We start from the raw sequence: 19,420 nt of genomic DNA on the forward strand, positions 1-19,420 counted from the left end.
CCGATGCCGACCGCGGTGACCTCTTGCACGGAGGCGCCGGAGCATAAGAGAGGAACAACACCGTGGCCCCCAAGACCGCCACCCGCCGCAGGCGCCAGACCGCCGCAGCCGCGAAGCCCCGCGCCAACGGGCGCGCGAAGGCACCGGCGCGGGCCGCCGTTCCGGCGCGGGCCGCCGCCCTCGAGGACACCGCGCCGCTGGTGTTCGAGGAGGCCGACCCGGTCGTGGCCGACGCCGCGGACCGCGCCGCCGACCTTCGGGACCTGGCCGCCGACGACGTCGCGCGGATCCTCGCCGACGGCGAGGTGCGCGCCACCGAGCTGCTGGACGGCGCGCGCACCGAGGCCGCCTCGATCACCGAGGCCGCCACCGCGGAGCAGTCCCGCCTCCTGGCCGTCGCCGCGACGGACGCCGACCGGCTCCGCACGGAGGCCGCCACCACGGCGGCCGCCGACGCGGAGCAGGTCCTCGCCGACGCCGAAGCGAAGGCGGAGCAGATGATCGCCGACGCGCGCCGCGAGGCCGACACCGTCACGGCGACGGCGGCCGGCGAAGCCGAACAGGTCCTCGCCGACGCACGCCGCCAGGCGGACGAGGTCGCCACCACGGCGGCCGCGCAGGCGGAGCAGGTCCGCACCGAGGCCGCTCAGGCCGCTGCGAAGGCCCTCGCCGACGCGGAGAGCGCGCGCACCGAGCTGCTGGCCGGCGCAGAGCGCACCGCGGCGGAGACCCGCACCCGCGCTACCACCGACTCCGAACAGCTCCTGGAGCGGGCGCGAGGCGAGGCCGACCGGCTGCGCGAGAGCGCGGACGCCCAGGCCGCGCGGGTGCGCACCGAAGCGGAGAAGGCGGCCGCCGAGCTGCGTGAGGACGCCACCCGCGAGCGGGAGGCGTCCCGCGCGGATGCGGCTCGTACACGCGCGCTCGCCAAGGAGGACATCGGCCGCCTGCGGGCGACGGCGACCGAGGACGCCGAGCGGCTGACCCGCACCGCCCGCGAGGAAGCCGACCGCATCCTGGCCGCGGCCCGCACCAAACGGGACGCGCAGCTCAAGGAAGCCGAGCAGGCCCTGACGCAGGCCCGGCTGCGGGAAGCGGACGCCGACGTCACGCTGAAGGCCGCCGACGACATGGTGGCCGAAGCCGCCGCCCGGATGCAGCGCGCCACCGACCGCACCGAGCGGGCACTGGAACGCAAGCGCCTCAAGCTCCAGGCCAAAGGGGAGCGCAGGAACGCGAAGGAGGCCCGCAAGGCCAAGGCCCGTGAGCTGCGGGCCGCGTCCCGCGCCGGGAAGCCGGCCGTGACCGACCGCGTGAAGCAGTTCGTGAAGGTCAACGCGGAACGCCTGATGGTGATCGGTCCGATCACCGCCCCGATGGCCGTCGCGTGGACGGGCCAGGCCGGGTTCGCCGAGGACATCCTCGGCTGGGTCGTCCCGTTCACGATCCTGTTCGCTGCCGCCTGGGAACTGTCGACGGCGTTCGTGGGCTGGATGTACCACCAGGCCCGCCAGAGCGGCGACGCCGGAACCCTCTACCGGGTCTCCACCTGGATCTTCGCCCTCGGGGCGGCGGTCATGAACTTCTGGCACGCCTCCGGGCAGGCCGTGGCCGACAGCCGGGTCTGGGACGCGAAGGAGAAGATCTGGACGGAGCAGATCACCTACTGGCACTTCACCCCGAAGGCGGTGGCGTTCGCCGCCATGAGCATCGTCGGCATGGTGCTGTGGGAGCTGTACGCCTCACTGATCCACCGCCGCAAGCTCCGTGAGGACGGCAAGGTCGCCAAGGCGCGGCCCTCCATCGGGGCGGTCCGCTGGTTCCGCTACCCGGTCCACAGCTTCACCGCCTGGTCCCTCGCGATCACCGACTCGCGCCTGACCACGCTGGACCGGGCCTGGACCGCAGCCGGTGCACAGCTCGAGGACCGCAAGGCGGTCCGGACCGGCCTGGCCCTGCACCGGGTCGTCGTCCCCCGCATCGGGGCCGACAACCACGGACCGGCCGCCATCCCCACCGTCCTCACTCTGACCCGCACGGACCGGCACGGACCGCTGGAAAGCCCCGCTCCGGTCCGCCCGGTCCAGCACGGCGGGTACGCGGTCCGGTCCGGTCCGGCCGACCGGAAGGCGGTCCATGGCCCGGTCCGGACCACAGGAGCCACGGACCGGACCGGCGGACCGGCGCTCGCCCTGGAGGCCGGTCCGGCCGGACCGCAGAGCGCTGACCTGCCGACCGGCCCCGGTCCGGACCGTGGACCTCGGACCGTGCCCGCCACCCAGAGCGCGGCGGGCACGCGCAGGGTGACGGTCCGGACCACCGACGCCGCTCCCGGACCGCAGGACGCGGACCGCACCGGACCAGCCGACCAGGAGGCGCCGGACAGCGCAAGCGGTCCGGACCGGAACGAGGAAGGCGGTCCGGACCGCACGGTCATCACGCTCACGGACCTGGAGCGGACCGTGCTGGACCGGCTCCGGACCGCGAACGAGCCGCTGAACCGGACCAACATCGCCAAGGCGGTCCGAGCCGAGGGCGGCTCCATCGCCACGGACCGCGCCGGACAGATCGCCGTCGCCCTCAAGCAGCACACGGTCCGCTGACTGGACCGCCCGCACAACCGTCCTGCCGCTCATAGTCGCCACCGGACCGCGCTCGCGCACCGAGCGCGCTCCGGTGACGGCCACGGCCGACAGGCCGCTCGCCCGCACCCCTGCCCCGAGCGGGGACAGCGGGCCAGGCACGAACCGAGTACCGCCCCACCCCGCGCAACAGCCTCGGGGACACGGACTCTCTCCCCCTTCCACCCCCGAGACCTGGAGGTCTTTTCGCATGACCGAGACCAACACATCGTCTCCGGCACGTCCGGAGACGGTGGTGCCTGAACGGCTTCAGGCACCACGAAGGCCCCCGCTGAAACGAGATCAGCAGGGGCCTTCGCCTTCCCCCCGCCTGGCACCGCCGGAGGTCATCCCGCCGGCCCTGGCGATCTGGGCGCCGGACCCTCCGACCTGGGGCCAGCGGCTAATCCCGAAGGCGGTCCGGGCCCAAATGGCCGACCTGGGCCTTTGGGTGGAGCCGCGCCCCCTGAAGCCCTCGTTCCACCTGGTCCAGGTAATCCAGGTACTGGAGCGCTACGGCTGGTGTCAGTCCTTTGACTTCAGCCCCACGGGAAAGATGTGCATTCGCGGTGCCCAGACGTTCCTGGAATCCACCGGGCACGTCTCTCCTATCGGTCGCGGTAAGGCCGTCAATTACCTTCAGTCCGCCCTTCATCGCCAGGGCGTCGATATGAAGTTCTGGGCCTGGAATGACCTTTCTCACAACGCCTTCGAAGGCGTTCGGGCGATGATCTCCCACGCCTCCGACATCGCACGGAAGAACGGAGACTGAAATGACCCCCGAAGAGGAGGCAGCGTTCCAGGGCATTTCCCAGGGAATCAACCAGGGGATGGCCTTCGGAAATGTCGATCCGTACGAGGACGTCAACGCGTACGGAACCCCGGTCGTAAAGACCCAGAAGTCCGGCCTGACGCGCCGCGGAAAGGTCGCCATCGCAGTGGCCGGCGTCGCGATCGTGGGCGGCGGAACCATCTGGTGGAACGTCCACTCCGCCGACGTGGAGGCCGACCGCAAGGAGGCCGCGGCGCTGGAGATCCAGATGAAGAAACTGGAACTGGAGGAGCTGCGGATCCGGAACGAGGCGAAGGCGAAGGACGAGAAGTCCGACAAGGCAACTGCCGCCGCCCGCCAGGCCAGCGTGAACCAGTGCGTGAAGGACTCCTCCGACCTCGTCGGCAAGGGGTACGGATCGCCCTCGAAGTCCGACGTGATCGCGGATTGCAAGCAGCAGTACGACGCGGACATGGACGGCTCCGACATGGCCGCGGCCGGCTCCTCGAAGGACGCCAACGGGAGCGATGGCGGGGGGATCAACTCCGCCACCCTGCTGGGCCTCGTCGCCGGCGGCGCCCTGGTCATCGCGGTGGCCGCGAACAAGGGCAAGAAGGCCGCCAGCTCGTAACACACCGTAGTTGAGGTGGTTACTCCTTACCTACTCCCGATCGCCTGAACAGCGAAGAGGCGCCCCCTGAGGGCGTCCTGTGCGCTCTCTCGGCCCGGGAAGCAGGTAAGGAGTAACCACCCTAAGTAACGATCGAGGGAGCACATGCGGCACGACAGGACCGGCCGGAGCAACGCGCACGGCGTGGTCTACGTGATCGGATCCGCGGCCGACCGACGAGTAAAGATCGGCTCGGCGCGCAACGCGCGCAACCGCCTGGCGGAACTGCAATCGGGCAACCCGAACCCCCTCCGGATCCTGACGACCATCGAGGGCGGGCGCCTCCTGGAGGGGCTGATCCACGATCACCTGAAGCGGTTCCGTGGGATCGGAGAGTGGTTCGACTTCGGAGAGGCGAACCCCATCCATATGGTCACCGACGCGGTTCAGGCCCTCCGGGACGAAGGGCTATTCCCATCCGCGGAAGGACTGGAAGAACTCCGGGAAAGTCAGAAGCGATCCCCATCAACACCCACGGTAAAGGAGAAGATCCTGGCCGCTCTGGAGGCCAGCAGCGCCCCGATGACGGTGAATGAGGTAGCCACGGCGACCGGCATTTCCGCGCCCCATCTGGCCGTGAAGCTCTCCCAGCTCAAGAGCGCCGGTCTCGTCAGCAATTCGAAGCGCCAGTGGTCGCTGGTGGTACACGAGAAAGGGGAATGAGATATGTCGACCGATACGGCGCCCCCCGCGGTCCCCGGACCACCGGATCCGCCTGCGACACCGGCCGCCAGCGGCGGGCCGGCGCCGGTGACCGGGACCGGATCCACCCCCGGCTGGCTGGCCGCGATCGAGCCGGCCCGACCCACCGCCGACCCCTCCGCCGCGCGGCCGGCCGGTGACGATCCCACCGCTAAGGCGGACGGTGCCCTGGACCGGTCCGCGCCCGGGGCCTCCAGCGCCACGTACCGCGCCGCCGACGACGTCGTCGGCAAGGGGTCCGACGCGGCTGGCGTGAAGCACAAGCGGAGCGTGATCAAGGAGTTCGGTCTGGCCATGGCTCAGCGCTGGGCGAAGGGCGGCGGGACTACGAACAAACGCCTGGACCTGGAGAAGGCCAGGGCCCAGGCGCACCAGGTCAAGGAGGCCCGGACCACCACGGTCATGAAGTCGGGCGGACTCCCTTCTCGGAACGGCTCCGGAGGGGCTGGAGGAGGGGGACGGAATTCCAGCGGAAGTACCGGCGGGAATTCCGGCGGGAATTCCGGCGGAAAGACCCAGCGGAATTCGGCTGGGAATGGCTCGAGCGGCGCCGGCGGGCGTGGATCGGGCGGAGGATCCGGCGGCGGCCACGGCTCGTCCGGCTCATCCGGTGGCTCCGGGAGTTCCGGATCCGGCGGATCGGGCGGCGGAAAGCAGCAGGTCGGCGGCGGTAAGGACCACAAGAACAACAGTGGCGGTAGGGGCGCGTCCGGCTCGAGCGGATCGGGCGGCGCGTCCGGAGGGTCCGGAAAGAACACCGGCTCCTCCGACTCCGGCGAAGGGTCTGGGAAGGGCTCGAAGGACAGCCGCGCCGGCGCCAGCGGCGGCGGGTCCGGGAAGCAGGGCGCGGCCGGAAAGGACGGAAAGGCCGGCGGAGTTGGCTCGTCCGGCTCCGGCGGCGGATCCGGCTCCGGGTCGGGTGCAGGCGAGAAGGGCGCGAGGGCCGGCCACTGCCAGGACGGAGTCGACCGCCGCACCCCGCTGGAGAAGTCCCGGGACATCGGCCACGGCAATGGGAGCGCGATCCGGAACGGAGTCGACCACGTCAAGGCGTACGCGAAAGGCGCCAAAGACGGATGGGACGACAAGAAGGCGGAGAACGCGAAGGAACACGTGCGCCTGGACAAGGCTCGCGACGATCACCGCAAGCAGCAGGTCGGCAAGGACGGCCAGCAGAAGCTGGCCGGCGACAAGCCGGAGGGCAAGACGAAGCCGGCCCCGATCACCGCGACCACGGGCGACGGCCGGACCGTCGTCATCACGACCGACGAGGGAGACGACGGAGTGAGCACCGACGTAAAGCCGCTGATGGTGAAGGCGATCGACGCCAACACCTTGACCCTGGGCACCGACGGCGCCCGCGGGTCGATCAGCCGGAAGGAACTCCGCAACTTCAAGCAGTACGAGCGGAAGCTGGAGGCCAAGGAGACCCACCTGATCAAAATCGCGGAGGCGTGCAAGCACCTGGAGAAGGCCGCGGAGAAGGAAGCCGAAGACTGCCAGAAGCTGATGGAGCAGGCCAAGAACGTCAAGGGCGGGGAGAAGGTCGCGGAGAAGCTGTCCAAGCTGGTGGAGGCCGCGAAGAACCAGGCGACAGAGGCCGCCGAACTCCACAAACAGGCGAAGCGCGCCGCGGAAATGTGCAAGGTCGTGCGGACCAACATCGACACCCGGTACGCCCCGCTGTACAAGGCCGTCGTGGACTCCGGCGAGACGAAGCCGGCGGAGCTGAAGTTCTACAACGACAAGGGTTCGTACGCGACCGCCGCGTGACGACCGGGAGGAGCTGATCATGGCGGAATTGACGTACAAGGCGCTCGTGGCGAAGGTCGGGGCCAAGGAGAAGGCGCTGGCCCGAAACGCGGAGTCCGTGAAGAAGGCCGCGGACAACATCAAGGAACTGGCAGACGACACCGTGACCGACGCGGAGGCCCTGGCCGGGAAGTCGGTCGACCCCGACTCCCGTTCCGAATGCCAGGAGCTGGCGAAGGTCATCCGGGGCGTGTCGGGGGGCGCGATCCAGTACGCGGCGAAGGCCCAGGACACGTCGAAGGCCGCCGCCGCGGTCGGCGACCAGGCCCGCACCACCCACGCCGGTTTCCAGGAAGCCTTCGACCGCTCGAACGTGACCGACCTGGAGAAGGTCAGCCGCGACTGGTTCGAGCAGGAGTAACCGAACACCACACCACCCCACGCGCCCGTACCGGGACCGACCCCCGGTACGGGCGCCTTTGCGTGGATCACCCGGATCCAGGAGGAGTGTCCCCGATGTCTACGACCCTTCAGACCGTGCCGAACGCCCAGCCGGCGGAGCGCGCCGCGGCCATCGCCCAGGTAGTCCTCCCCATCGGGGCCGGCCTCCTGGCCCCTGCGCTGGACCCGAACGCGGCGGCGGCGGCCGGCGCCAGCTTCCTGGCCGGCGCGACCTTCGCTGGCGCCAACTACATGAACCGCCTGGGCCGCTGGGCGAACGCGCTCCCCGGAATCGACATTGCCCGAGCGCACCGCGACACCATGGGGATCTCCACGATCACCACGGGAATGTCCCTGGCGCTGGGCCTGGCCGAAGGCGGGGAGGGCGTCGACATGCTGATGGCCGGCGTCCTCGATCCCGTCTCCGTACCCGGGATCCTGTCGCTGGGCTGGTGGGCCGCGGTCGGCCTGATCGGGTACCGGCTCCGCCGCGTCTTCGGCAAGCACCAGGTGGCCGTCCAGCAGCAGGCGCCGACCGCGGAGGCGAACACCGGGGCGCCGCCCCCGCTCACACCGGCGGAGAAGATCATGGCCGCCTGGGAGCGGACGATCTCCGACCCCGACAAGGGCCAGCACCGCCACCAGGTCTTGACCGACGTCACGGTGTACATGACGTACTGGACCGGGCGGATCATCGCGCCTGCCGGCGCGTCCGTGAACGTCACGAAGGAGGCCGTCTCCAGCGTGTACCGCGTGAATCCCGCCTGGATCAAGATCCAGCACGGCGACCACGCCGGTGAAGCGCTGATCACCGTTTCCTACGTCCAGCCCACGGAACTGGACCCGAACACCCTCGAAGGGGCCTGGAAGCGCGTCCAAAAGCGCGTCCTGCCGAAGACCCACCTGGTCAAGGTGGAGCAGGACCCCAACACGAAGGGCCAGTCCGCCCTCGTGGAGGCCGACGACGACCTGGACGCGCTCCCGCGCACCGTGGACCTGGGCGCGCTGGCCGGCGCGCTCCGCCGGTCGATCGACCTCGTCTCCTACGAGCCGAAGCGCAACCCCCGCCAGGCGATCGTCCGCGTGATGGACTCCAACCCCCTGGAGGCCGGCCACCTCTTCGAGGGCCTGGAATCACTGAAAGCGACCCCAGGTGGCTGGGCCAACGTCGGGAAGATCGTCTCCGGCTACCCCGCGCGCCTCCAGCTGTTCGACCCGAAGCTGGGCGCCCTCCACGTCGTCGTGGCGGGGACCACCGGCTCCGGCAAGGGCGGCGGCCTCCAGATCATTTCGCTGGCCTACCACGCCAACGGCATGGCGCAGATTTACGCGGACCCCAAGGGAGCGTCCAACCCCGCGATTCCGCGCATGGCCGCGTACTCCGGCCTGGGCAACTACGACGCGCTGGGCGCCATGCGCCTGTCCTGGTGGGTCCTTCAGCACCGGATCGAGGAGGCCGCGCGCCTGGAGCTGAAGAACTTCCAGCCCTCGAAGTTGCGGCCGTACTGCGCCACGATCCTGGACGAGGCCGCCCAGAAGCTGGGCCCCGGGGTCGTCAACCGCAAGGAGGCCGTGAAGATCGTCAAGGACGGCGCCAGCCTGGGCCGCTCCCTGGGCCTCCCCTGGGTCCTGGCGAATCAGACCGTGAACCTGGACCAGATCGGCGGGGAGCAAGCGATCCGCGCCAACCTCCTGGCCGGCGGGACTTGGATCATCCTTCGCACCGACAGTGACCAGGTGAACTTGGGCGACCTCCCCGAAGGCTTCGAGGGCCTGGACCCCTCCCTGATCCCCGCGGTGTGGGTCGACGAGGACGATTCGCTGATCTACGACCCGAGCGTGGAGGAGGGCGACCCCCGCCGTACCTTCGGCCTGGGCTACGTCGCGGCCCCGGGCGGGCGTGCCGGCATGATGCGCTTCGACACCCTGGAGGACGCCACCCCGTACATCCGGCCCGACGAGATTGCGGTGCCCCTTGACGTCCCGTGGTGGGGCGACGAGGCCGAAATGGAGGAGCGCGCCATGACCCCCATCCCCGGCTTCGAGGAGAAGGGCGAAGGCGACGAGGACGGCGCGGAGACGGGGGAGGCGGGGACCAGCTTCGCCGGCGTCGACCTCCCGAAGGCGAAGGAGCGTACCGCCGCGGAGAAGATCCTGCACGCGCTCCGCGACGAGTCCGACCCCCTGTACGTCGACGCCTTGGACGAGGGAGACGAGGTCGACCCGGAGGACATCGACTACGTGGACCGCGGCCAGCTCCTGGCGGCCACCGGCCTGAAGGAGTCGACCTTCGCCAACAACCTGAAGTCCCTGGAGGCCGCAGGGAAGATCCACCGGATCACGGAGGGGAAGTCCTCGAAGGTGGCCCTGGGGCCGGCGCCGGCCGTCAGTGACGAGCAGGCCGCGTAACACGCTGTCACATAACGGCGCGCTTCCCATACGGGTGGCGCGCCGTAGCCGGTATCAGCTGCCCTCGCTACACGGGCGAAGTAGCCAACCAGTGTCCGGCAGGGCGTTGTGCCCCACATGGCGCGGGCGCGGCACGCACAGCGCCGGAGCCCACCCCAACCAGCCGGACCGCTCGCTGCGACCGAGCCACACCGCGCCCCGCCGACACCCCCTTGGTGTCGGCGGGGCGCGGCGCTGTCCACCGACGACTGGAGGAGGTCGCACGTGCCCGCACCACCGCCCGCACGGCCGACGGCCGCTGAAGCGCCCGGGGCGGCCGCCGGCATCCCAGGCCCGGCCGCCCCGGAGAAACGCTGCAGTTTGACGGGTTGCCCGCAGGGTCCCGGCCCTCCCCGGCTCGGGCACTGCGCAGGACATCCCGGGGACACTTCGACGACAGGAGAAACCCCCATGGAGACGGTGCTGGCGGGTGCCATCGCCGTGCTCGGCACGCTACTCGGCGCCATCGTCAGCGGACGCGCCCAAGAACGGGCCGCCGAGCGGGCCATGGAAGCCAGCCACCGCGAGGCGGTACGCCGTGACCGCCTGAGAGCCTTCACGGACCTGGCCGCCGCCGTCAGCAAACACCGCACCGCGATGTGGAAGCGCGGCGATGCGCTGGTCAAGGGCCGCCCGGCTGAGCGAATCGAGGCCCTGCGGGACACAAGCCACACCACCCGCTCCGCCATCGACGCACCACTGACCATGCTCCGCGTCCTCATCGAGGACCAGGAAGTACGCGACGCCGCCACACACATGATCACGCTGACCTACGCCATGCGTGACGTGTTCCCCAACACTGGCGACCTGGCCGAAGCCGGGACCCGTGAGGCCGCGAAGGACAGGCTGACCGCAGCTCGCCATGCCGCGATGGTGGCGCACGACGAATTCATGGACGTCGCTGCCCGCTACTTCCGCGCCGCCTGACCGCCGCCTCGCCCGCCGATCAGGCGGGCCTGGATGCACTTACCCGCCCATGCCGCTCCGCGGCCTTGGCATGCCCGCGAGCAGGCGCGACGACGGACGCACCTCTCGACCGAGCTCGAACGGAGACTCCATGACCAGCACCCTCGATCATGATCAACAGCCGTTCCCGCTGTATTGATCCGGGGACTTCGACCTCCTCCACGGCACGCCCGTCCTCGCGATCGGCCAGCAGGACGACGCGCTGCTCATGCTCGGGAGCCCGGATCAGCGGACGATTCTGGCTGTCACTTCCGCCTACTACCGGGTCATCTACGGCCAGCACATCCTCCCCGGCTCCGGGCCCCAAGACCTGCTCCGCGGGGTCCGACGCACCTGGGCGCGTGCTGTCCCCGACGGCGGCGACTACCCCTGGCGCATCGAGGAGACCGCCCTCGACGCGCAGCACTCCCAGCCCGTCATCCTCGTCGACGTCGAATCGCTGACGGCGGAAGACATCGCCGTCCAGGAGGAGTGCTCCGCCTGCGGACGGGCCAGCCGCACCAGCGACATCGCTCACCTCTCCGGCCGGCCCGAGCCCACACGGGTCCACCGCTGCCGCTACTGCGCCACCCGCTGGCCGAGCGCTGACGTCTACCGCGTCAGCCTCTACAAAGAGCGGCACCTGCGCCGCGGCGTCGGCCCGGTGGGCTGCTTCGCGTGCGGCTGCACCCCCGCGCTGCCCTGCAGTAGCGAATGCACCACGGCCACGGAGCAGCCCATCGCCCAGCCGCTGTGCCAGACCTGCGCCTGCCAGCACACGCCCGAGACCTGGCAGGCGCTCACCGCCGCCGGATACGCCACCCCGGCCTCCGACACCCAGCACGACTTATGGCTCTACGGCGAGGCTCTGCGCGGCACCCCGCCGGCCGCCGCCGCGGCCGCATGGACCGACCGCCGTACCCTGGTCCGCCGCCGCGCCCTTGCCGCCCATCGGGCGGCCAAGACGCCGGAGGCCGGGCCGTGACCCCGCTGGAGCGGCTGCTAGCAGAGGAGCTACCCACCGGGACCTTCGGCGGCGCGAGGCCCCGGCCGGAGCACCGCCCCCCGACCTGGACACCCACCCCCGCACCGGTCGCCGAAGAACACTGCCGGGTCCTCCTGGCCGCTTTGGGCGGCTGGGAGTTCGGCGAGCACGACCGGCATCTGCGCGTGGTTTCCACACCCGACACCACCCGCGAGACCGCGGTCGACCACGAGCCCCACGCAGCCGTGGCCGAAGGCGCGTGCTGACGCCCGGCAACGACCATCCGCCTCGAGTACTGACGGAGAGCACTGTGAACGACACCGCTACCGCTCGTCTGGCCGCAATCAAGGCCCGCGTCCAGGCCCTGCCGCACCACGGTCTACGACAGCGGGACGGGGACGCCGGCCTCATCGAAGACGCCGACGGCCAGCCGATCGTCGTCCTGGGCACCAGCGGCGCCATCAAGCTGCTCGCCGGCGAGTTCTTTGCCAACGCGCCCACCGATATGCAGTGGCTGATCGAGCAACTCGCGCAGGCCCACGCGCGCATCTCCGAGCTGGAATCCGCCGACCTCGACAGGAGCGGTGACCGGTGATCCGGGCCCTGACCATCCGCCAGCCCTGGGCGGCGGCCATCGCGCACGCCGACAAGCGCGTGGAGAAGAGGGTGTGGCCGACGGCGTACCGCGGCCCCGTGTTGTTCCACAGTGCGAAGACCATCGACCGGGCCGCCAAGCTGCAGGAGGTCCTTGCATGACCCGCAAGCCGGTCGATTTCCAGATGAACGGCGGGCTGCAGCTCGGCTTCGAGTTCTCCGAGGAGGAGCACCAGGAGCAGCCCGCCACCGTCAAGGAGAAGCACACCACCCCGGCCGCAGTCGGCCCGACGACCGTGGCGCACATCAAAGGCCGCCAGCCAATGGAGCCGATGAGCAAGGCCGCGGTGGCCTGGATCGCTCAGCACGTCATCGCCGACTACCACCTGGCCAACGAGACTGCTTGGTGCGACCCGGACCAGAACTGGGAACCGCGCTGCGCCTGCCAGATGACGTGCACGCTCTGCCGGGCGGGCCGCCACAGCCAGTGCCGCGAACTGCGGCAGACGCCATGGGCAGGCCAGCACGGCCCGTTCGCTCCCCGGCCGGAGACGCACCTGCGCCTCCCGGCCCCCCACAGCCCCCAGCGCACCGGGCCGCTGTACGTCGCGGTGTGGCTCGCGGACCGGTCCTGCCGATACCTGTGCGACTGCCCGCAGTGCGCGGTCCCCCGCCGCCGAGCGCTCTTGGCTTCGCACCGTGGGGCATGACCGGCTACGGCACTGGGGGCCGCGCAATGTCAGCGCCCTGGCCAGGCCCGTGCCCGCGACCGGGCAACTCGGGTGGACCCCACCCAACAGTGTGCAGTCCGACGTCCAGGTCCAGTTCTGGGAGACCCCCATCTACCCCTCGGGAGCCACCTCATGACCACCGCGTTGACTCGACAGACGATCAAGTTCCCCTACGCCGAGGCCCACGATCTCCTCCCATGGGGCGGCAAGATCGGAGCCCGCGTCCCCAGCGACAAGCAACTCGTGCACGTCACCCTCCCCGACGGCTGGAGTACCGACTGGGGCACTCGCCACGGCGTACCAGGCGCTCTCCGGGACCAGCACGGGCGCCTCCGCGCCACCATCCGGTGGACCATGCATATGGGCCGCGACGGCAATTACTACGACACCCTCGACGGCGCCCACTTCTCCCAGCCCGACTCCCACGCCCGCGATGTCGCCGAGCATGGTGCTCCCCTCGTCCTCGACACATGGGCCCAGCCGCATCTGATGATCGGCACCGCAGCAGAACGCGTTGGGGCCTTCCACAACCTGATCCACTGCGCTGTCACGGGCATCGACCGGTGGCGAGACGAGCAACCCGAGCACGCCGCAAAGCTGGACGCCGACCGGCAGGGCTACGAGAAGAAGCTCGCTGCTTGGACGGAACTCCTCGACCGACTCGCTGACGAGATCCGGAACGGCTGGACGGTCAGGAACGCCAGCGCCCGGACCGAGCTGACCACGCCCCTGGAGGTCCACCAGTGAGGGCCTTGACTGTACGTCAGCCGTTCGCCGACGCCATCATCCACGGTCACCCTCGTGACGGCCTCAAGGGCACCGAGAACCGGCCGACGCCCATCCCGAAAGGCCACGTCGGGTCGACGATCCTCATCCACGCCGGGAAGGCTTTTCACCCGCTCGGCAAGGACGTGGACTGGGAGCAACGGCCCGACACCCGCATGGCCATCATCGGCACCGTCCGGCTCGTCGGCGTCCACGTCGACAGCGGGTGCTGCGCCCCATGGGGCATGACCGGCTACTTCCACTGGCAGCTCGCCAACGCCCGACCGCTCCCCCCGATCCTCGACGTTCCCGGGCAACTGGGCCTGTGGACCCCGTCCGACGACGTCCTCGCCGCCGTCCACGCCCAGCTCGCAGAGGTAGCCGCATGACCGGCCCCAAAGCGGTGCAGGTGCCGTCTTTCTCCGGCTACGGCGGCGCCACCATCCACCTCGAGATCGACCACACGGAGCACCAGCGGCGTCAGGCCGACGGAATCGGGCCCGTCACCGGGTACGGCTTCGGCGGTCTCAGCCACCTCATGGCCCTCCCGGAGGGCATTCCCGTGCCGCTCGCCAGCCTCACCAAGGAGCAGCGAACGTATGTGCGCCGGGTCCCGGCTGCGATCTGCACCATCCACAACGGCCAGGTGACCCGTCACGCCATCCGGCCCTGCCGCGTCGTCATGGCCACCGTCCGTGCGAAATCTGCGTCGACACTGGCGCTGAACTCCGCCTCGAGGTTCACGCCGTTCTGCGCGCGGCAGGTCATTATCCGCCGGTTGACTGTGCGATATCAGCAGCGGGAGTTCGACTTTGACTTCTACGGCATCGGACTCCTCCTCGAGCATGACGACGGCACCCTCGAGACGCTGGTCGAGCCGCGACCATGGCGGCCGAAGCGGCACACTCCCGCTGGCTGGTGGTTCGCCGAGCGCGCGTACACCGCCTACCTCGAGCACACCAACCACGACGCTCGAACCCAGATTCAGGAGGCGTGACCGTGGCCGAGCCCATCGTGATTCCCCTGGACCGCTGGTACTCCGGCCAGCCGACCAGCCACCAATGCACCACCAAACTAGCCACCGGCATCATCGTCATCGCCGACCGGCGGCCGTTCCGCATCGACCGCGTCACCTCCCTGCCCACCGACCAGTGGCCCGACAAGTTCGTCACTGCCTGGCGTGAGCAGGGCATGCCCGACCCCGACCAGTGGTGGTCGCGCCCGTACAAGGTCAGCGGGCTGTTCGAGGGCCCCAACGCAAGCGACCGCCTTCACAGCACCGTGGCCCCAGCTGGCCACCTCTGGGACGTCCTGCCCGGGCACTACGCCGTGTGCCACAAGTGCTTCGAGCTCCCGCCGTGCCGCCACGTTCACAACGAGCGAGTCATGGAGCGCGCCACCGAACGCATGGCCGCGGATATGGCGATCCTGCCCGGCTCCTGCCACGGCTGCCGCGAACCGATCACCAAACGGCAGAAGTCGTTCACATTCCCCGGCCCGAACCTCATCCGCCCCGACCTCGGCGACGACAGCGCCGTCTTCCACACCCGACGAAGCTGCTACGGATCGCTCACCTTGTACGACAGGAAATGGGCGGCAGCCGAACCGGGCCGCATCCGGTTCTTCTTCTGCGCGGGCACGTGCGTCTACCACCACGACGGCACGGCCGAGTGCGACAACCCGCAGTGCGTCGCCAAAGGAGCCATGGTCGACCTGGTCGACCACCGGGCGAGGATCTGGCACAGGCCACCAACAGACTGCCAGATCTACGACTCGATTCACGCCTTCGAACAGCAACGCCAAACAGAGCAGGACACCTGCTGGTGCTTGGAAGGAGCCACGTGACCGTCCTGAAGGCGGTCGCGTCCTGACCGTCCTGCAGGACGAGGCGTTCCTCCGTGCAGCCCCGGCCCTCCTCGGCCGGGGCGTAGTGGTGTTCCGCCACGACCAGCACAGACAGGGCCACCCCCACGGCACCGCACTCGGGACGGACGGGACCCCTGCCCCGACTGCTGGGAAGTCGGCCGACGATGACCGCCCTACGCCGCTCGTGCGGCCGGCCGCTCCAGGACCCCGAGAGCATCGCCGTCGGCCTCGGCCCAAAGCGCCGCCGCGCCCTCCGTCCAGACCCGGCCAGCGGCGGCAAGCTCGCCCTGGACGTCGAGACCCCGACCCGGCCCCATCCGCCGCTGGCGCTCCCGCATCCGCTGGCCGCGCTGGCAACGCGACGGCCGCCGCATCACGACCCTGCCTGACATCGCCACCTACCAGGAGACCCGATGACCACTCTGAAGCCAGCCTCCGAAAAGCTCCTGCGCACGATTGCGCAGCACGATCAAGGCGACGGTGTGCCCTTCGAATGGCTGCCCCGCGGCCGATACCGACTCGTCGGTACCAGCTACATCGTCAGCCAGCGCACGTTCTACCCGCTCACCGGCAATGGCCTGGTGACCGACAGCGGGAGCGACGACGCTCCGGTCCGCATCACTGAGGCCGGCCGCCAGTGCATCGCTCAGCACCAGCCGCGCCGCCGGGTGGTCACAGCAGAAACGTCGCCGCCCGTCTGACCCGCCTCGCCCCGGCCCGGCTCCGCGAGCCTCACGGTCAACTCGCCGCCGACGTACCGCCACACGAGATCCAGGTGACCCGATGACCACTCCCGGGCGCCATGAACGTCAAAGCCCATTCCCACAGGCCGCCCCGAGCGCGGCGGCCACACCTCGACAGGAGCCCCACGTGACACAGCCCGCCGCCGTCAAGGCCGACCAGGCCCTACTGCCGCAGCGCTTCCCCGCCGCGCCGGCGCCTTCCACCGACATCGTCGCGGCCCTGCAGGCCGTGCCGGAGAGGGCCCTGGTGCACCTGCAGGGCTTGATCACCGGCATGGACTACACCCGGCACACCGGGCACTGCCAGGTGACGATTGCCGACGCGAGCGGATCCGCGGTCGTCCACTTCAGCGACGAGGTCACGAACGGCCGCGGGGACGAACTCAGGATCGGCAGGGTTCTTGGCGTTGTCGGCTGCGCCACCCCGGACGCGTCCTACGACATGCGTGCGGTCGCCTTCCAGACCCGTGACTTCTCCGTCGCCCTGACCTGACCGGGGATCCCCAAAACGTCGGGCCCTGCCAGAACGGCAGGGCCCTCTTCATGCCCGGGGTGGCCGCCTCGTGTGGCTGCACTCACGGCCACCCCGGCCCCATACCCGCCCCGATCACTGGGGCGGGAAGGAGAGACCATCATGCCTGATCCGATCACCCTCAACTGCCTCATCGGCCCCGCCTGCGCCGTGCAGTTCCTCAACACACACATCGAGGCCCTGATCACCCAGGACCTGCTGCCGCACGAGACGGCCGAGCGCATGGTGTCCCAGGCCGTGGCCGCCAGTGACCCGTGGACCCTCGCCGCCGGCGGACAGCAGTGGAACCTGCGGCCGGACGCCGACCCCGACCTGTTCCCCGCGCAGCTGTACGTAGTCCGCCGGGACGGAGGCGAGTTCCTGGCCGAGGACGAGAACGGACAGCAGGAAACGCTGGGACTGTCCATCCTCGAGTCCTACCAACTCACCCACTGGTACGGGGTCCAGTGAGCGCCGCACGCACGACCGGCCGCCGACGCGCGCCGGGCACCACGAGCGCCGCCGGACGGGCCGCCGTACAGGAGCCGTTGACCGGTAGTGGCCGCGTCACGCTCGCCCGGACCGGCGGAGGCGCCACCCTCGGCTGGGGCGCCTACATCCTGCTCTACACCACCCAGCCCCTGCCGGGCGGCGGCCGCGCGGCGATCATCGCCACCACCGCCCCCGACCACCCGGACCTCAACCCGGAGTGGGGCCTGCACCAGCCGGCCACCCGCTACTCCGAGCCCGGCACCGCGACCCGGCCCCTGTGGGAGTACGCAGCCGCCGCCACACCGCCCCAGGGCAACGAATCCGCAGACCGCTACGACTGCCGCCTCGCCCTCTACCTGCTCACCACCGCCCTGGAGCCCCGGCTGATACTCCGCCCGGCCGCCGTCGACCTGCCCGCGGCCGCATGGGCGATCGGCCCGTACCGCACCATCCACCTGCCGCCAAGCGACGCCCATGCCGGACACACCGCCGTACGGATCGGCCGGCTGCTCACCCTCACTCCCAAGGAGAGCACCTGATGGATTCCGCCCTGCCGCTCCCCGAAGCCGGCGTGTACGTGATCATTGGTGCTGCTGGCAGCGGAAAGACCCGCATCGCCGCGGCGTTCCCCCGCAGCTGGCGCCTGTCGCTGGACGCCTGCCGCGCGCGAGTCGCAGGCAACGCCGGGCTGCAGTCGGCGACTCCGGCCGCGGTCCGCGTTTTCAACGCCGCGCTCGCCGGCCGCCTCGAGCACCTTCTGCCCACGGTGATCGACGCGACCAACGCCGAGGAGGCCGTCCGCGCCGGCCTGATCGCACGAGCCCACAGCCATGGTTTGCCTGCTGTGGCGATCGTGGCCCGGACCTCGCTGTCCGTCTGCCAGGCCCGGCAAGCACAGCGGCCTGATCACCTGCAGGTCCCGCCGAACTCCGTCGCGTGGCAGCACCAGGGCGTACCCAGCGCGCAGCAGCTGCTGGATGAGGGCTTCGACCAGGTCCACGATGCCGACAGCCTGGACCTGATGCGGATGCTCCTGGAGCGCTCCGCGGCCACCGGCCTCGACCCGCTCGCCGACGTCCGCGCCACGTTCGGCCCGGACCTTGCTGCCGTCTTCGCTTTCGACACCGGCAGCGAGGACTCCCGCGGCACCTTTACCGTCGCCGAGCGCACCATCACCGTGCGCTGGTCAGACGAGGGCGACCCATTCGATCACCACTGGCAGGCGCGTCTCGACGGCGAGACCTGCCCGGTCTGCGGCCGCGGCCTATGGGCCAGGGTCACGGACGCCCGCGACCTGCTGCACGTCTACACCGGCCAGACGGGCCAGCTCCTCGACGACCCGCTGTGCCTCGCATGCGACCTCCCCGACCACAACGCGGCCTGACGCGCTGCCCGATCCACCCGTCACCGCACGGGTGGTGAGGAGAGCCGGACAGTCCACGCCGGCCACCCAAGGCCCGCCCTGGGCTCAGCCTCACCACAGGAGAGAACTCCCGATGAAGCACAGCCGCCCCACCGTCACCGATCGCCTGGCCCTGCTCGCCCCCCTTGGGGGCACTGTCCTGATGGAACTGGACCTTCTCTGCACCAAGTCGGCGGTTGCTCGATGAGCCACCAGGACCTCACAGAAGCAGAAGTCGAGCGCCGGATGGCCGAGGCCGCGCAAGCCGAAGAGCAGGGCAGGTACCGCAACGCCACCCACCTTTACGACCAGCTCGGCAAGGACATCCAGGCCCAGCATGGACGCTTCGACTCCCGCGCGCTCGATGCCTTCGAGGGAATGGCCCGCGCGATCCACAAAGGCGCCGAGGACGAGGGGGAACAATGACGAATCTGGATCAGGTCGCCACCCTGGCGACGTTCAGCGCGGTGTGGGCCGTGCTCGCGGTCGGCCACAATCTTGCGGACCACGTGATCGGGCAGACCGACCACCAGGCCGAGGGCAAGGAGGCGCCGTCGGCAGCCGAGGTCGCCGACGGCGCGAGCCCGCGGCGGGGCTGGAGCGCGTGCCTTGGACACGTCGCCCAGTACCACCTGGTCATGGCCGTGATGCTGGCACTGGTCTGGGCTGCCCTCCCCCTCCAGATGTCCTGGACCGGCCTGGCGGCCGGACTCGCCGTCTCGGCGGTGACGCACGCGTTCTTCGATCGCCGCTGGCCGGTGCGCTGGCTGCTGGAGCACATCGGCTCCAAGGGCTTCGCGGAGCTGAAGGCGGCCGGGATGAACGGCATGTATCTGACCGACCAGGCCCTGCACCAGACCGCCCTCCTGGTGTCCGCGCTGCTGATCACTCTGGTGTGAGACGGCTATGAGGGATAGCAGGAACACCCAGGTCCACCGGGGGAAGCTGCTGCGAGCGGTGGACCTGGGACCGCTTGGAGC

The 19,420-nt window shown here is 70.3% G+C and carries 25 protein-coding genes; all 25 read left to right on the forward strand.

Annotation, left to right across the window (positions count from 1 at the left end; genetic code table 11):
• Nucleotides 1-62: 62 nt before the first annotated feature.
• The 25 genes from ACWDSL_RS06590 to ACWDSL_RS06710 all read left to right on the forward strand — a co-directional run bounded on the left by ACWDSL_RS06590 (nucleotide 63) and on the right by ACWDSL_RS06710 (nucleotide 19,339).
• Complete coding sequence (locus ACWDSL_RS06590) at nucleotides 63-2,603, forward strand: hypothetical protein (protein WP_450482351.1); 2,541 nt, start codon at nucleotides 63-65, stop codon at nucleotides 2,601-2,603.
• A 229-nt stretch (nucleotides 2,604-2,832) separates the two neighbouring features.
• Nucleotides 2,833-3,393, forward strand: coding sequence for a DUF6197 family protein (locus tag ACWDSL_RS06595; protein ID WP_450482353.1), 561 nt, complete (start codon nucleotides 2,833-2,835; stop codon nucleotides 3,391-3,393).
• A gap of 1 nt (nucleotide 3,394) precedes the next feature.
• Complete coding sequence (locus tag ACWDSL_RS06600) at nucleotides 3,395-4,024, forward strand: hypothetical protein (RefSeq protein WP_450482355.1); 630 nt, start codon at nucleotides 3,395-3,397, stop codon at nucleotides 4,022-4,024.
• 144 nt (nucleotides 4,025-4,168) lie between these two features.
• A complete protein-coding gene (locus tag ACWDSL_RS06605; RefSeq protein ID WP_450482357.1) occupies nucleotides 4,169-4,726 on the forward strand; it encodes a GIY-YIG nuclease family protein in 558 nt (185 codons plus the stop codon).
• 87 nt (nucleotides 4,727-4,813) lie between these two features.
• Nucleotides 4,814-6,538 (forward strand): hypothetical protein, encoded by a 1,725-nt coding sequence (locus tag ACWDSL_RS06610; protein WP_450482359.1) that lies wholly within the window; start codon nucleotides 4,814-4,816, stop codon nucleotides 6,536-6,538.
• Between the two features lie 19 nt (nucleotides 6,539-6,557).
• Complete coding sequence (locus ACWDSL_RS06615; RefSeq protein WP_450482361.1) at nucleotides 6,558-6,938, forward strand: hypothetical protein; 381 nt, start codon at nucleotides 6,558-6,560, stop codon at nucleotides 6,936-6,938.
• 95 nt (nucleotides 6,939-7,033) lie between these two features.
• The gene (locus ACWDSL_RS06620) at nucleotides 7,034-9,367 is read left to right on the forward strand and encodes a hypothetical protein (protein ID WP_450482363.1); all 2,334 of its coding nucleotides are present in this window, start codon (nucleotides 7,034-7,036) and stop codon (nucleotides 9,365-9,367) included.
• A 450-nt stretch (nucleotides 9,368-9,817) separates the two neighbouring features.
• Nucleotides 9,818-10,333, forward strand: a complete 516-nt coding sequence (locus ACWDSL_RS06625; RefSeq protein WP_450482365.1) for a hypothetical protein — start codon at nucleotides 9,818-9,820, stop codon at nucleotides 10,331-10,333.
• 247 nt (nucleotides 10,334-10,580) lie between these two features.
• Nucleotides 10,581-11,336 carry a hypothetical protein gene (locus ACWDSL_RS06630; RefSeq protein ID WP_450482367.1) on the forward strand — a complete coding sequence of 252 codons (756 nt, stop codon included), beginning with the start codon at nucleotides 10,581-10,583 and terminating at the stop codon, nucleotides 11,334-11,336.
• Nucleotides 11,333-11,602, forward strand: coding sequence for a hypothetical protein (locus tag ACWDSL_RS06635; RefSeq protein ID WP_450482369.1), 270 nt, complete (start codon nucleotides 11,333-11,335; stop codon nucleotides 11,600-11,602). The genes ACWDSL_RS06630 and ACWDSL_RS06635 overlap by 4 nt, the downstream gene beginning before the upstream one ends.
• 44 nt (nucleotides 11,603-11,646) lie before the next feature.
• A complete protein-coding gene (locus ACWDSL_RS06640; protein WP_450482371.1) occupies nucleotides 11,647-11,931 on the forward strand; it encodes a hypothetical protein in 285 nt (94 codons plus the stop codon).
• Nucleotides 11,928-12,092 (forward strand): hypothetical protein, encoded by a 165-nt coding sequence (locus ACWDSL_RS06645; protein WP_450482373.1) that lies wholly within the window; start codon nucleotides 11,928-11,930, stop codon nucleotides 12,090-12,092. Before ACWDSL_RS06640 ends, ACWDSL_RS06645 begins: the two co-directional genes overlap by 4 nt.
• Nucleotides 12,089-12,640 (forward strand): hypothetical protein, encoded by a 552-nt coding sequence (locus tag ACWDSL_RS06650; RefSeq protein WP_450482375.1) that lies wholly within the window; start codon nucleotides 12,089-12,091, stop codon nucleotides 12,638-12,640. Before ACWDSL_RS06645 ends, ACWDSL_RS06650 begins: the two co-directional genes overlap by 4 nt.
• A 153-nt stretch (nucleotides 12,641-12,793) precedes the next feature.
• Complete coding sequence (locus ACWDSL_RS06655; RefSeq protein WP_450482377.1) at nucleotides 12,794-13,408, forward strand: hypothetical protein; 615 nt, start codon at nucleotides 12,794-12,796, stop codon at nucleotides 13,406-13,408.
• A gap of 5 nt (nucleotides 13,409-13,413) precedes the next feature.
• Nucleotides 13,414-13,815, forward strand: coding sequence for a hypothetical protein (locus ACWDSL_RS06660; RefSeq protein WP_450482379.1), 402 nt, complete (start codon nucleotides 13,414-13,416; stop codon nucleotides 13,813-13,815).
• Nucleotides 13,812-14,423 (forward strand): hypothetical protein, encoded by a 612-nt coding sequence (locus ACWDSL_RS06665; protein ID WP_450482381.1) that lies wholly within the window; start codon nucleotides 13,812-13,814, stop codon nucleotides 14,421-14,423. Before ACWDSL_RS06660 ends, ACWDSL_RS06665 begins: the two co-directional genes overlap by 4 nt.
• 2 nt (nucleotides 14,424-14,425) lie before the next feature.
• Complete coding sequence (locus ACWDSL_RS06670) at nucleotides 14,426-15,271, forward strand: hypothetical protein (RefSeq protein WP_450482383.1); 846 nt, start codon at nucleotides 14,426-14,428, stop codon at nucleotides 15,269-15,271.
• A 185-nt stretch (nucleotides 15,272-15,456) separates the two neighbouring features.
• Nucleotides 15,457-15,681, forward strand: coding sequence for a DUF6011 domain-containing protein (locus ACWDSL_RS06675; RefSeq protein WP_450482385.1), 225 nt, complete (start codon nucleotides 15,457-15,459; stop codon nucleotides 15,679-15,681).
• Between the two features lie 24 nt (nucleotides 15,682-15,705).
• Nucleotides 15,706-15,993 carry a hypothetical protein gene (locus ACWDSL_RS06680; RefSeq protein ID WP_450482387.1) on the forward strand — a complete coding sequence of 96 codons (288 nt, stop codon included), beginning with the start codon at nucleotides 15,706-15,708 and terminating at the stop codon, nucleotides 15,991-15,993.
• Nucleotides 15,994-16,162: 169 nt separating this feature from the next.
• Nucleotides 16,163-16,528, forward strand: coding sequence for a hypothetical protein (locus tag ACWDSL_RS06685; RefSeq protein WP_450482389.1), 366 nt, complete (start codon nucleotides 16,163-16,165; stop codon nucleotides 16,526-16,528).
• Between the two features lie 141 nt (nucleotides 16,529-16,669).
• Nucleotides 16,670-17,017 (forward strand): hypothetical protein, encoded by a 348-nt coding sequence (locus ACWDSL_RS06690; RefSeq protein ID WP_450482391.1) that lies wholly within the window; start codon nucleotides 16,670-16,672, stop codon nucleotides 17,015-17,017.
• Nucleotides 17,014-17,577 (forward strand): hypothetical protein, encoded by a 564-nt coding sequence (locus ACWDSL_RS06695; protein ID WP_450482393.1) that lies wholly within the window; start codon nucleotides 17,014-17,016, stop codon nucleotides 17,575-17,577. Before ACWDSL_RS06690 ends, ACWDSL_RS06695 begins: the two co-directional genes overlap by 4 nt.
• Nucleotides 17,577-18,422 (forward strand): AAA family ATPase, encoded by an 846-nt coding sequence (locus ACWDSL_RS06700; protein WP_450482395.1) that lies wholly within the window; start codon nucleotides 17,577-17,579, stop codon nucleotides 18,420-18,422. The genes ACWDSL_RS06695 and ACWDSL_RS06700 overlap by 1 nt, the downstream gene beginning before the upstream one ends.
• 222 nt (nucleotides 18,423-18,644) lie before the next feature.
• Nucleotides 18,645-18,866 carry a hypothetical protein gene (locus ACWDSL_RS06705; RefSeq protein WP_450482397.1) on the forward strand — a complete coding sequence of 74 codons (222 nt, stop codon included), beginning with the start codon at nucleotides 18,645-18,647 and terminating at the stop codon, nucleotides 18,864-18,866.
• A complete protein-coding gene (locus tag ACWDSL_RS06710) occupies nucleotides 18,863-19,339 on the forward strand; it encodes a DUF3307 domain-containing protein (RefSeq protein WP_450482399.1) in 477 nt (158 codons plus the stop codon). The genes ACWDSL_RS06705 and ACWDSL_RS06710 overlap by 4 nt, the downstream gene beginning before the upstream one ends.
• Nucleotides 19,340-19,420 lie beyond the last annotated feature (81 nt).

The organism is Streptomyces sp. NPDC000941, assembly GCF_053599555.1.

Bases quoted from the DNA above. Each gene is read 5' to 3' on its own strand.
- ACWDSL_RS06595 (WP_450482353.1), top strand. From the start codon at position 2,833: ATGACCGAGACCAACACATCGTCTCCGGCACGTCCGGAGACGGTGGTG.
- ACWDSL_RS06600 (WP_450482355.1), top strand. From the start codon at position 3,395: ATGACCCCCGAAGAGGAGGCAGCGTTCCAGGGCATTTCCCAGGGAATC.
- ACWDSL_RS06605 (WP_450482357.1), top strand. From the start codon at position 4,169: ATGCGGCACGACAGGACCGGCCGGAGCAACGCGCACGGCGTGGTCTAC.
- ACWDSL_RS06615 (WP_450482361.1), top strand. From the start codon at position 6,558: ATGGCGGAATTGACGTACAAGGCGCTCGTGGCGAAGGTCGGGGCCAAG.
- ACWDSL_RS06620 (WP_450482363.1), top strand. From the start codon at position 7,034: ATGTCTACGACCCTTCAGACCGTGCCGAACGCCCAGCCGGCGGAGCGC.
- ACWDSL_RS06625 (WP_450482365.1), top strand. From the start codon at position 9,818: ATGGAGACGGTGCTGGCGGGTGCCATCGCCGTGCTCGGCACGCTACTC.
- ACWDSL_RS06630 (WP_450482367.1), top strand. From the start codon at position 10,581: ATGCTCGGGAGCCCGGATCAGCGGACGATTCTGGCTGTCACTTCCGCC.
- ACWDSL_RS06650 (WP_450482375.1), top strand. From the start codon at position 12,089: ATGACCCGCAAGCCGGTCGATTTCCAGATGAACGGCGGGCTGCAGCTC.
- ACWDSL_RS06655 (WP_450482377.1), top strand. From the start codon at position 12,794: ATGACCACCGCGTTGACTCGACAGACGATCAAGTTCCCCTACGCCGAG.
- ACWDSL_RS06665 (WP_450482381.1), top strand. From the start codon at position 13,812: ATGACCGGCCCCAAAGCGGTGCAGGTGCCGTCTTTCTCCGGCTACGGC.
- ACWDSL_RS06675 (WP_450482385.1), top strand. From the start codon at position 15,457: ATGACCGCCCTACGCCGCTCGTGCGGCCGGCCGCTCCAGGACCCCGAG.
- ACWDSL_RS06680 (WP_450482387.1), top strand. From the start codon at position 15,706: ATGACCACTCTGAAGCCAGCCTCCGAAAAGCTCCTGCGCACGATTGCG.
- ACWDSL_RS06690 (WP_450482391.1), top strand. From the start codon at position 16,670: ATGCCTGATCCGATCACCCTCAACTGCCTCATCGGCCCCGCCTGCGCC.
- ACWDSL_RS06700 (WP_450482395.1), top strand. From the start codon at position 17,577: ATGGATTCCGCCCTGCCGCTCCCCGAAGCCGGCGTGTACGTGATCATT.
- ACWDSL_RS06705 (WP_450482397.1), top strand. From the start codon at position 18,645: ATGAGCCACCAGGACCTCACAGAAGCAGAAGTCGAGCGCCGGATGGCC.
- ACWDSL_RS06710 (WP_450482399.1), top strand. From the start codon at position 18,863: ATGACGAATCTGGATCAGGTCGCCACCCTGGCGACGTTCAGCGCGGTG.